The 11,979-nt window shown below is 55.6% G+C and carries 10 protein-coding genes; 7 read left to right on the forward strand and 3 right to left on the reverse strand.

Annotated elements, in window-relative coordinates:
- The first annotated feature begins 47 nt into the window (after positions 1–47).
- Positions 48–1,106, forward strand: coding sequence for an endonuclease/exonuclease/phosphatase family protein (locus tag Pla100_RS02425; protein ID WP_231602590.1), 1,059 nt, complete (start codon positions 48–50; stop codon positions 1,104–1,106).
- On the forward strand, positions 1,103–1,378 hold the full coding sequence (locus tag Pla100_RS02430; protein WP_231602591.1) for an RNA-binding S4 domain-containing protein: 276 nt from the start codon (positions 1,103–1,105) through the stop codon (positions 1,376–1,378). The genes Pla100_RS02425 and Pla100_RS02430 overlap by 4 nt, the downstream gene beginning before the upstream one ends.
- A 25-nt stretch (positions 1,379–1,403) precedes the next feature.
- Here the strand turns inward: Pla100_RS02430 and Pla100_RS02435 are convergent, their stop codons facing one another.
- Positions 1,404–1,853, reverse strand: a complete 450-nt coding sequence (locus Pla100_RS02435; RefSeq protein WP_146576062.1) for an RbsD/FucU family protein — start codon at positions 1,851–1,853, stop codon at positions 1,404–1,406.
- Positions 1,854–1,878: 25 nt separating this feature from the next.
- Positions 1,879–3,369: a shikimate dehydrogenase gene (aroE, locus tag Pla100_RS02440; RefSeq protein WP_146576063.1), complete on the reverse strand. Its 1,491-nt coding sequence runs from the start codon at positions 3,367–3,369 to the stop codon at positions 1,879–1,881.
- Positions 3,370–3,586: 217 nt separating this feature from the next.
- Here aroE and Pla100_RS02445 point away from each other — a divergent pair, with 217 nt between their 5' ends.
- The 3 genes from Pla100_RS02445 (at position 3,587) to folP (ending at position 7,206) form a co-directional block, all read left to right on the forward strand.
- Positions 3,587–4,912, forward strand: coding sequence for an outer membrane protein assembly factor BamB family protein (locus tag Pla100_RS02445; RefSeq protein ID WP_231602592.1), 1,326 nt, complete (start codon positions 3,587–3,589; stop codon positions 4,910–4,912).
- An 84-nt stretch (positions 4,913–4,996) separates the two neighbouring features.
- Positions 4,997–6,313 (forward strand): coproporphyrinogen-III oxidase family protein, encoded by a 1,317-nt coding sequence (locus tag Pla100_RS02450; protein WP_146576064.1) that lies wholly within the window; start codon positions 4,997–4,999, stop codon positions 6,311–6,313.
- Complete coding sequence (folP, locus tag Pla100_RS02455; protein ID WP_146576065.1) at positions 6,313–7,206, forward strand: dihydropteroate synthase; 894 nt, start codon at positions 6,313–6,315, stop codon at positions 7,204–7,206. The genes Pla100_RS02450 and folP overlap by 1 nt, the downstream gene beginning before the upstream one ends.
- Here the strand turns inward: folP and Pla100_RS02460 are convergent.
- Positions 7,203–7,541, reverse strand: coding sequence for a helix-turn-helix transcriptional regulator (locus Pla100_RS02460; protein ID WP_146576066.1), 339 nt, complete (start codon positions 7,539–7,541; stop codon positions 7,203–7,205). The two genes, folP and Pla100_RS02460, sit on opposite strands and share 4 nt — an antisense overlap.
- Positions 7,542–7,755: 214 nt before the next feature.
- Here Pla100_RS02460 and Pla100_RS02465 point away from each other — a divergent pair, with 214 nt between their 5' ends.
- Both Pla100_RS02465 and Pla100_RS02470 read left to right on the forward strand, forming a co-directional pair.
- Positions 7,756–9,411, forward strand: coding sequence for a proton-conducting transporter transmembrane domain-containing protein (locus Pla100_RS02465; protein WP_197167652.1), 1,656 nt, complete (start codon positions 7,756–7,758; stop codon positions 9,409–9,411).
- Between the two features lie 56 nt (positions 9,412–9,467).
- The gene (locus Pla100_RS02470; RefSeq protein ID WP_146576068.1) at positions 9,468–11,975 is read left to right on the forward strand and encodes a YbcC family protein; all 2,508 of its coding nucleotides are present in this window, start codon (positions 9,468–9,470) and stop codon (positions 11,973–11,975) included.
- The last annotated feature ends 4 nt before the right edge of the window (positions 11,976–11,979 follow it).

An 11,979-nucleotide genomic window follows, 5' to 3' on the forward strand; every position in this document is an offset into this window, starting at 1 on the left:
CACGATCTCAACCCCGCCTCCATTTGCAATCACTCGCGAATCATTACGTGAAATTTCCTACCCTGATTGTCGTGATCACCTCATCGATTTTGACAAGCGTGTCGATCACGCCTGGGATCGCGGACGGCCAAGAATCCACCGCATCGGATGTTCCGCGAGCGGCGTTTTCGGTCATGACTTGGAATCTGGAATGGTTCTTTGATGATTCGAAACAAGAAAATTACAGCCCCTTGTCCCAAGAAAAATCTGCTCCTTCGCGGGGCGATTGGAATTGGCGACGCGATGCCGCCGCTAACGTGATTGCTCAAACCCAACCCTCGGTCGTCGCAGTCCAGGAGGTCGAAGGTCAACGAGTGTTGTGGTACCTGTCACAAGCCCTCGATCGGCAGCATCAACTCAAGTATGACGAATACCTAATACAGGGAAACGATCATTTCACCGAGCAGGATGTCGGTTTTTTGGTCGAGTCGAATACCGAAATGGTTTCGTCCATCCGCGGCAATGTGACCCCCCGGATGAAAAAAGCGGGACGTTTTGGGAGTGTCTCCAAACACGTTGCGGCCGTTATCGATGTTCCGGTCGGAGATCAAACAGAATCTATCTTGATCGTCAACGTGCATTTGCGTTCGGGCGAGAGTGGTGCCGCGATCCGAGCGAAACAGGCGGCCAGCTTGAACGAATGGATCCGTCGCTGGTCAGCGAACCATCAAATTGATCACTTGATCGTGCTGGGTGATTTCAATACCGAAGAATCCGCCGGTCAAATCAATCTCGGAAGTGAGTTGGCAGTCTTTCAATCTCGTTCGACCGAATCGTCCGATGATGACTTAGTCGACTTGCACGATCACATTCGCCTTGGGGATCGTCAAACGCACCTGTTGACGGGCAAACAGTTCGATCGAATCCTGGTGAGTCCGTCTTTGATTATCGACGAACCCGGTGTTCTCGACCTGACACTCGGCAACGTTTCAGTCCGACGCGATTTGGTCGTTCAAGGCGATGTCGACACGCCGGTCGAACACTGGGAGCAGTTCTGGCAAATGCCCGAATCGGAGCGAGACCTGAGTGATCATTATCCGGTAATGGCGGAGTTCGTCATCCAATGAATCTACCTGCCGATCGCCCTGAATCCGAATCGAGTCGGTCTGAATCGACACCTCCGAATCCGGAACCGATGATCCGTTTGGATGATTTCATGAAAGCCGCCGGGATGGTGGGTACCGGCGGCGAAGCCAAAATCCGCATCCAGGCGGGCGAAGTGATTGTCAACGACGAAGTAGAAACTCGCCGCCGCCGACAATTGCATACCGGCGACGAAGTCAACTGGAACGATCAGATCTGGTTGGTCGAGTTAACCGACGACGATCCGAGCTCTTGAGCGATGAGTTGCAACCGGACGGCGTTCATTCGTCCATCCGCACGCCGATCGTCAACAATAAGTTGGCGTAGCGTTGTTGGTCGCCGGTTTGGATGGTGAGAACATGGTCAGGAGTGATCACGTGGTCATAAAACGCCCACTTCTCCAGTGGTGTCAGCTCAAGGTTCAACCCAGCCTCCTTGATCGATTGACGGTAGTCGTCCCAAACCGGCGGATCACCGCCGAGCGCGTAGGGCCCGTCGACTTCGGTTTGCATGGTAGCGGCAGCCTCGATCGGCACAGCCGATAAAATCGCTCGCAAGGCTTGATCGACCGTAATCAGTCCGGGCGAAAGATTCATGCTAACCAACTTGGCATGAGGTCCGCGTTTGTTCAGTGCGGGATAATTGCCATCGGCGATCAAGATCGTGCTGTGGTGACCGGCAGCGGCCAAGACCGCCGAAATCTCAGGATGGATTAATTGGCTGCGAAGCATCGAGAAGTCTCAAAGAAAGGAAGGGTCAATTGATCTGAACGGGGTTAGTCGCCTGTTTGATTTTTTGTCGCATCAAGTCGGTCGGCGCGTCTTTGCCCGTGAATAAGCGGTACTGATAGGCGGCTTGACGAACGAACATGTCGACGCCGGTGATGACTCGGGCTTGTTTCTGCCGGGCCTGCTTGATGAGCAACGTATTCTCCGGATTGTAAACCGTATCGAAGACAACCATGAACTGATTGATCGCAGCCTGTTCGTAGGGACTGTCGTCAACATTGGGGTGCATTCCGACTGGAGTACCGTTTACCAAAAGGTGCGCTTTGACGTCGTGGCGGAGTTCCCAATCGATGGCCGTGCAGCCGATTTCGCTAGCGAGCATCTTCGCCCTTTCTTCGGTACGCGATGCGATCACGACGTCGCACTTGCGTTGACGCAGTCCCCAAGCGATCGCCCGCGAAACGCCGCCGGCGCCGAGAATCAAGGCGGTTTTTCCCTGCATCGAATTTTCGGTTCCGCGCTCGATCTTGAAGGTCTCCTCGATGCAATCCATTGCGGCCCGGTAATCGGTGTTGTATCCGATTCGGTCCTCGCCGTTGAAGATCATCGTGTTGATCGCACCGATACCCGTCACGCTAGCTTCGGCTTGGGTGCAATAATCGACCGCCGCCTCCTTGTGCGGGATCGTGATGCTGATCCCTTCGACTCCGATGTCGTGACAAGTGTTCATGAACGTTTGCAAGTCGTCCTTGGGGACACGGAACGGAAGGTATCTCGCGTTGATTCCCGCATCGACAAATGCGGAATTGTGAATCAGTGGACTGTGACTGTGGGCGACCGGGTCGGCAATCACACCGAACAATGCGGTATCCGCGTTGATCGATTCGTAGTGATAAAGACTGTTCATCTCTTTCCAGTTCAATTGCCCCGGCGCGAGTTTTTTATCGGTGCTGAACGTTGCATAGGTGAACGGCGAACCCACCCGATTGGCGAGGATGCGAGTCATCATGCCGGTCTCACCCATGCAAATGCCGATCGTGGGGATCTTCGCCTTTTGAGTGAGTTGGATCATTCGAATGTTATCGGCAAAGGTGTTCGCCATCGTGGCGATCTTGACGATGTCGGCGTCTTCGGCGGCCATCGCCGCGTGCAATTCATCCAACTCGTCGGGTGTACCGCTGAAGTCGTGATAACTAATGATGCGTTTGGTCGATCCATAGCGAGGGATCTGGGAGGCGACGTCGGCTTCGATGTCGATGTATTCAACGCCAGCGGCGATCGCGCTGCGTAACAGCATCAGCCGATCCGCTTCGGACCGTTCCCACCGGCCGCCGTCTTCCTTGCGACGAACCGCCACCACGACTGGCCCAGGCCGGTCGTCGAGAAGCCGTTTCAAATTGACCGCTCGAGAAATGAAGTCGAGCCGCAACTCGACCAGTTGGGCACCCTGTTCGACGAGATACTGGTGCTCGGCGATCATTCGTTTGTGGCGGGCGCGACCCAGGCTAACGCAAATCATGTAGTCAACTCAAAAACGCTTCGGGGTGGTAAACCGTCGGGGATGGACATTGAAATGAGGGATCCAATCGCCTTGAAATCGCTCGGGTATGCCCCAGGGAAGGCAAACACTGGCCGAATTTCGTCGGTGATCGACACGTCCCCGGTCGGGAGGGCGGTGGTCAGAGGGTATAATAAACCATCCCTTTCCTACCAGACGCCATTGTCGAGAGATCAGAGTGTTGCTTGCCCCCCGAAGTTCGCTAGACAGTTTGGGCCTATTATTGCCCTTGATGTTCTTGCTGGTATTGGCGATGGACGCAAGTCCATCTCGAGCCGAATCGACCCCAACCTGGACGACCGCCCGCGGCAACGCGGGCGCGACCGGCGCGGTCGACGGGCGACTACCCGATGACCTCGTCGTGATCTGGGAACGCCAGCTTGCCGAGGCGATCGAAACGACGCCCGTCAGCGACGGTCAGCGGGTCTATGTCACCGATGTGATGGGCGGGATCGAGGCATTGAATCTGACCGACGGCGGCTCCGTGTGGCGCAAAGATTTGGACACCGGATTCGTGGCTGCCCCGGCGATCTTTATGCCCGCCGATTACGCCACCGCACAAAACCTTCGATCCGAGCCATTGCCGACGATCCAAGCCGAAACGGCCCAAGCCGAAACCGGCCAAGCCGCACCTAACGACCAACCAAGTTTTGATCAGCCGATCCTGGTCGTCGGTGACGTCGAAGGCAACGTCTATGCATTTCGAGCCGTCGACGGTGAATTGCTGTGGAAGCAAACGACCGACGGCGAGATCAATGGGTCTCCGTCGTTCTTCCGTCTCGAGTCGAAAACAGATGATTCGGACGCCGACGGCAACTCGAAACGAATCGAGATCCGCGTTTTGCAAACCAGCCAAGACGGAAGCCTGTATTGTTTCGACCTCGCGACCGGCACCCTGGCATGGAAATACGAGACCGGCGACCAAATCCGCTGTGCCGTTTCGATCGGCGACGGTAAAACTTACCTGGGCGGTTGTGACGCGGGCTTGCACGTCGTTAATCTTGCCACCGGGAAGGCTGCCCGCGAGCCTCTTCCGCTCGAAGGGCCGACCGGCAGCACACCCGCCATCTCGGGCAACGAAGTGTTTGTGCCGATCATGGATGGTATTTTGTACTCGTTCGATCCCGAATCGGGCAGCGTCCGTTGGCAGTACGAAGACCCCGATCGCCCCCAGGATTACCGGGGCAGCGTTGCGATCGGACCCGACCGCGTTGTCATCGCCAGTCGCAACAAACACGTCGAAGCGATTGAGCGATCGACCGGGAAAATGCTGTGGCGAACGACCTTGCGCCGCCGCGCCGATGCCTCTCCCTTGATCGTCGGCGACGATGTTTGGATCGCATCGACCGACGGACAACTGTTACGATTAGGACTCAGCGATGGATCGCAGCGCTGGTCGTACGAAATCAAAGGCGGCTTTTACGCCGCGCCGGCGATTTTAGGCGACCGTCTCGTCATCGCCGACGACGAAGGCGTTGTGCGATGCTTCGGGCCGAAGCCTTGATCAAACGCCGCACAGCGTATCGTTCCGATCGACATTGTTTCCCTCCTACACCCAACCACATCTCACCCACCCCAAAAATAGATCATGAGTAGCACGTCCAAAGATGAAAAAACGGAAGTGGGCAGTGTCTTCATTTCCAACTACCCGCCGTACAGTCAATGGAACGCCGAGGCGCTCGATCAGGTCCGAGAGCGGCTCAATTCGCCGCCTCAAAACGACAGCCCCTTGGGTCTTTACTTGCATATTCCGTTTTGCCGAAAACGTTGCAAGTTTTGTTACTTCAAGGTCTTTACCGACGTCAATGCGGCCGACGTCCAGCGTTACGTTGACGCGCTGTGCAATGAAATTTCGATGGTCAGTAAGTTGCCCGTGATGGGCGATCGTCCCTTCCGTTTCGTCTACTTCGGTGGTGGTACGCCGAGTTTTCTATCGCCAAAGCAATTGACCAAACTCGCCGATCGATTGCGTGAACACATCACGTGGGACGGTGCCGAAGAAGTCACGTTCGAATGTGAGCCCGGTACGCTAAGCGAAACCAAAGTCAAAACGCTTCGAGAAGAACTCGGGGTGACACGTTTGAGCCTTGGCGTTGAAAACTTCAACGACGCGCTGCTTGAGGAAAACGGTCGCGCTCACCTTTCCAAGCAAGTCTTTGCCGCGTGGGAGTGGATCGAAAAAGCGGGTTTCGCAAACGTCAACATCGATTTGATCGCGGGAATGGTCGGGGAGACCTGGGACAACTGGAAAGACAACATCCGCCGAACGATCGAGATGTCACCCGAAAGCGTCACGATCTACCAAATGGAACTGCCCTTCAACACGATCTACAGCAAAGACATGCTGGGCAATCATACCGAAAGCCCCGTGGCGACTTGGCAAACCAAACGGGACTGGGTCGACTATGCGTTTGATGAACTGATCGCAGCGGGGTACAAGGTCAGTAGCGGATACACGCTGGTCAAAGACACCGGCAAAGTGAATTTTTCTTACCGGGATAACCTGTGGCAAGGAGCGGATTTGATCGCGACGGGCATCGCCAGTTTCGGGCACGCCGGTGGGGTCCACTATCAAAACCTGCCGCACATGCCCCAGTACCTCGAAACGATCGAGTCGGGCGAATTGCCCTTGGGGCGGGGATACGTTCCCACGCCGCATCAATCGCTCGTCCGCGAGATGATTTTATTGCTCAAACGTGGCCACTTGGAATTGGATTATTTCCGCGACAAGTTCGACACGGACATTGTGGAGCAATGGCGTGAGGTTTGGGAAAGCTATGTTGAACAAGGTTATGTCGAATTGCATGACGACGAGGTTCGCTTGACCCGCGAGGGTTTGTTGCGGGTGGACTCGTTGTTGTCGGCGTTTTTTGAACCTGAACATCAGAACGTCCGCTACACATAATGAGCCCGATTTGGCAAACGTCGCGTCGCACACTGACGCCGAACTCGCGGCCTTTAGTGATGGGAATATTGAACGTCACGCCGGATAGTTTTTCCGACGGAGGACGTTTTTTCGATTCTCCCGCGACGGACAATGAAACGCTTCGTATCCATGACGCGGTCGAAGCGGCGATGCAAATGCAGGCTGACGGCGCGGACATCATCGACATTGGTGGCGAGAGCACGCGACCGTACAGCGTCCCGGTCTCCGACGAAGAGGAACGACGCCGTGTTGTCCCTGTAATCGAAAAGCTCGCCGGTCGGTTAAGGATTCCGATCAGCATCGATACGAGCAAAGCGTCCGTAGCGCAAGCGGCGATCAAGGCCGGAGCCGAGATCATCAACGACGTAACCGGATTGGAAGGTGATCCCAAGATGATCGGGACGGCGGTTCAATCTGGTGTCGGCGTGTGCGTGATGCACATGCGAGGCACCCCGCAAACAATGCAAGATGCACCGACCTACGAAAACGTTGTCGAAGAAATCCGCGACTATTTGATCGCGCGACGCGACGCATGCCGGGAGGCCGGGATCGAACTTCAGCGGATCTGTTTGGATCCCGGAATCGGATTCGGTAAAACGCACGAACACAACTTCCAATTGATGCGAGGTGTAGCGAGGTTCGTTGATTTAGGGTGCGTGTGCCTGATCGGCCATTCCCGAAAAGGCTTCATCAAGAAGTGCTTAACCGAAATGGTGGAGCGATCCGGACAAGCCTACGATCCTCTGGCCGGCACGCTGGGTGTCTCATTAGCCGCCGCCGCCGCCGGTGCTCATGTCTTGCGTGTCCACGACGTCGGGCAAACCGTGCAAGCATTGGAGCTGTTTCGCCGTTGCTATAACGCACCGGTCTAAGACGCAGGCGAACGAATCAGGTTGAGTAAATCGCCGATTTGACGATGTGATTCGATCGGGTGACGCAGTGATTTCTCCGGCATCACGTCATACCGGTTTTGGCGACCGACCCGCTTGCGATGAATGAATCCACCCTCTTCGAGGTCCTGAATGATTCGCTGAACGGCCCGTTCGGTGATCCCCACACGCATCGCCACTTCACGCAAAACGATCTCCGGATTTTCGTCCAGCACGATCAGAACGTGCGCGTGGTTGGTTAAAAAAGTCCAGTTCCGAGGCGAATCACTCGCAGTTCGGCTCGAATGGCTATCTTCGGCAGAGGTCGAAGCGGTCATGGGGATGAATGGCTCAGAGGGGACGCTATCGTGTTTTCAAGGGTGCCTAACCGGCCATACAGACTTAGCCGGTCATCACGTTCACTCTTAGTTTTCGCCGAAACAGCCGCGAGGACAACCCAAAAAATGAAACTAAACTCACGAAACCCAATTGACGACATTGATGTCGTGCTTTATTGTTCGCGTATTCCGTTTCGTTTCTTGGAGACTTTCGATGTTTGGACTCACTTCCGACTGGTTGCCGTCCCTGACGTTTCTGCTGGCCGTCCCGATGATCGGTTTGTTCGGTTTGTCGTTCGCTAGTTCCGGCTGGGCGGATCGTCACGCCGGTTGGTACCGGGCCTCGGTGACTCATTTGTTGCTGGTCCAGTTTTTGGTTTCTGCTGTGATGACGATCGGTCTCGGAGTGGGATGGGTGCCGATCGGGTCGGTATTGTACTGGTCGCCGACGACCTTCTTGCCGGAGGGGCTTTTTTCGTTGTCGCTGCGAATCGATGGAACATCACTCCTGATGTTGACGCTGGTCAGTTTCGTCGGCTGGGTGACGGGACGATTTGCGTTTCGATACCTCGATGGCGAGCCGCACCAGGGTCGTTACTTTCGTTTCGTGTCTTGGACGATCGGCGCGGTCTGTGTGATGGCAACGTCGGGCAACTTGCTGATGCTGTCGATCGCGTGGGTGGCGACCAGTCTGGGGCTGCATCAATTATTGGTTCATTATCAAGACCGCGCCCCGGCACGTCGCGCGGCGCGATTGAAGTTTGTGATCAGCCGGATCGGGGACGTCGCTTTATTCGCCGGTTGCGGTCTGTTGTATCGCCTTTTCGGAACGTTGGAACTGAATGAACTTTTTGTTTTAGCGATGACACCCTCCGGTCCATCCCAAATCGCAATCGCCTCGGTGGAATCGGGCGAGATGGGGTGGGTGGGGTTCCTGTTTGTGCTGACGGCGATGACGAAATCGGCGCAGTTGCCATTTCATTCTTGGTTACCACAGACGATGGAAACACCGACCCCGGTATCCGCATTGATGCACGCCGGCGTGGTCAATGCGGGCGGATACCTTTTAATTCGCACCTCACCGTTGATGATGCTTGCGCCGGAAGCATTGCAGTTGCTCGCAATTGTCGGTGCGGCGACGGCGGTGTTCGCGTCGTTGGTCATGTTGACCCAAACCAACGTAAAGAAATCACTGGCTTACTCGACCGTCGCGCAGATGGGCTTCATGATGTTGCAATGCGGCTTAGGCGCGTTCGCGGCGGCGATGTTGCACCTATTGGCCCACTCGCTTTACAAAGCGAATGCGTTCTTGCGGACGGGCAGTGTTTTGAACGACCGCCGCTCGATGGTGGGTGCGACCTGGAAGAGTTTGTTTGATCCGGACCGTTCACTGGTTACCGGCTGGGCGACCTTGTCGCTCGGTATTTTGATCGCTGCTAGCGGATATGCGTTATCGATCACGGTATTGGGGTTGAACGTGAGCGAAAAACCGGGCGGATTCGTGCTCGGATATGTGCTGTGTTTGGCACTGTCGTACTGGGTCGCGAATGTCATCGTCAACATCGGCACCTGGGCTGCGTTCGGTATGGCATCACTTTCGGCGGTGACGTTGAGTTTTGTTTATGTGGCCAGCTTCGTCGTCGTCGACGCGATGATCGCGGATCCCCTTGTGAAAACACCCTTGTTGATCACCAACACCTGGGCGATCACGTTGATCGCGTTCGGTTTCGCCTTTCTGTTTGTGATCCCGGTATTGATCGGCAGACCGCCGCGATGGGCGGCGGCTTTTTACGTTCACGCCACGCATGGGTTTTATGTCGACGCGATCGAAGCTCGGATGTTGCGCCGGGTTTTTAACCTGAATTCTTGAACCGCTTGACCACCTTTCGAACTTTCCATCAACCCTTTCATCAAGAACTATCACACATGAACGCTCTTGCCACCGAACCGATGATCGCCGAAATACCCGATTCCCACCATTGCAGTGCAGCGGCGAGATTCGCTCAAACGCTTGCCGGCGTGTGCGGGAAAATAACGCCGGTGTGGCCGCTGGATGACTACGTCGCGATGAATCCTTATGCGGGTTTTGCCGACCAAACGTTGATCCAATGCCATCAGTCATTCCGCCGATTCTGTGACGGCACGTTGTTGATGCCGATGCACTACTACGCGGCCCAGTTCAGCGAGGGCAAGGTGACCCGATCGGACATCGCCGAAGCGATCCGGCAGACCGAAGAATCACTTGTTGACTCGAGTGAGCTGCCATCGTTGGCGGAGATCGTGTTCACGCTCAATCAATCGCTTCGGCGTCAAGCCAGCGTGATCGAATTCGGAACCAAAAACGAGCCTCCTGAAGGACGATGGGGTACGGCGATCATTGAAGAGATCTCGCGGCATTGTTCAGCCCACTATGACCAGGGCCAAGCCACATGGGCGAGCCCCTTTCGAAGTCGATCGCTTTACGACGCATGGCGAGAGATGATGAAACTGGATCGAAAGTTTGAATGGATGGGCGTGAGTCAATTCCGTCAGTTCGTCAGCGAACTGCCCGACGATCCTGCTGACGCCATTCTGGCACTGTTGATTCGACTCAATGTCCCTGAATCGCAGTGGGAATCGTTCTTGCTATCGCGTGCTTTTACCGTGCCCGGTTGGTCGGCATGGGCCAAATATCAAGGCGTCATGGCGGAGCGATCCGGCGGAATCGCCGACGAAGACTTGATCGGCTTATTAGCCATTCGATTGGCATACGACACCGCGCTCGGACATCCTATTTCGTACTGCGATCATTTGCGTTCCGAACCGGCTTCGGCGGACGTTTGGGTGCGAACGATTCTATTGCGGGCAACGGAGATCGCCATTCAGAATCGAATTCTCGAATCCATCAAGCAAGCCCGGCTCGAAAGGCCGCTCTCGACGGTTTCGAATGCAGCGTCCATTGACCCGGCGACGTCGGATACGGCGAAGGCAACGAATCCGTTGGCTCAAATGGTGTTTTGCATCGATGTGCGGTCTGAGCGAATTCGTCGCCATATCGAGGCGGTCACATCCGGCATCGAAACGTTCGGGTTTGCCGGGTTCTTCGGTTTGCCGATTGAGTTTGTGCCACTGGGTCGCCAGAGCGGTTCGGGTCAGGTGCCCGTGCTGTTGACACCGCAATTCCAGGTTCATGAAACCATTGCGGGTGTCAGCGACGACGAAGTCGAAACCGCCGCTCAGCAACGCGCCGTCATTCGCTCGTGGCGAAAGTCGTGGAAACAGTTCGCCACCTCCGCGGTCGGATGTTTTTCATTCGTCGAAACAACCGGCTTGTTGTCTGCGGGCTCATTGCTTTCCCGCACGTTACGGATCGACCGATCGGGGTGGCGAGGCCCCAGTAATCCGAGTCGCGACGCAATCGGTCCGAACCATCAACTTCGGTTGACGCTCGCCAACTTGGAAGAGCAAGGGATCACGTTACCCAAACGAATCGAAATGGCGACCGCCGTCTTAACGAATTTAGGAATCACCCGCGATTTTGCCCGATTGGTCGTGTTCTGTGGTCACGCGAGTCAAACGGAGAACAACCCCTTGCAGGCCGGCTTGGATTGTGGGGCTTGTGGCGGTCACTCGGGTGAATCCAACGCAAGGTTTGCGGCGATGTTGATCAACCAACCTGCTGTGCGAGCTGGCCTGGCTGAGACGGGGATCGTGATTCCCGAGTCGACCCATTTTTTGCCCGCCGTTCACAACACAACCACCGACGAGATCGTTTTCTATGACTTGCAAGACGTTCCCGCTTCCCATCAAAACGATTTGAAGGAGTTGCAAGAAGGTACGGCCGCCGCCACTCGATTGACCCAAGCCGAACGCATGCCGTTGGTGGCGAGCGATTCGATCACGGACTTGCTCAGGCGAAGCCTGGATTGGTCCGAGGTCCGACCCGAATGGGGATTAGCGGGCAATGCGGCGTTCATTGCCGCGCCCCGAACATTCACCGAGTCGATTGACTTGAACGGACGCGCGTTTCTGCATAGCTACGACGAATCGGCCGACCCGCATTCGCAGGTGCTCGAAACCATCATGACGGCCCCACTTGTGGTTGCGCATTTAATCAACATGCAGTATTACGCATCGACGGTCGACAACGAACACTTCGGTAGCGGTTCCAAAACGGTTCACAACATCGTCGGCGGATTTGGCGTTTTGTCGGGCAATGGCGGCGATTTGCAAACCGGTTTACCGATTCAATCGCTTCACGACGGGAAAAAGTGGATTCACGAACCAGTTCGATTGCTGGGTATTCTGGCGGCCCATCGATCGGCGATCGACGGAGTGTTGGCCAAGCATGCGGGATTACGCCAATCGATTCTCAATGGTTGGTTGAATCTGATCGCGATCGAAGACGGACAACCCTACCGATGCACCCATACAGGACAATGGGAAGCCGTCTAGTGCT

The organism is Neorhodopirellula pilleata, assembly GCF_007859915.1.
In the GTDB taxonomy this organism is placed as follows: domain Bacteria; phylum Planctomycetota; class Planctomycetia; order Pirellulales; family Pirellulaceae; genus Rhodopirellula; species Rhodopirellula pilleata.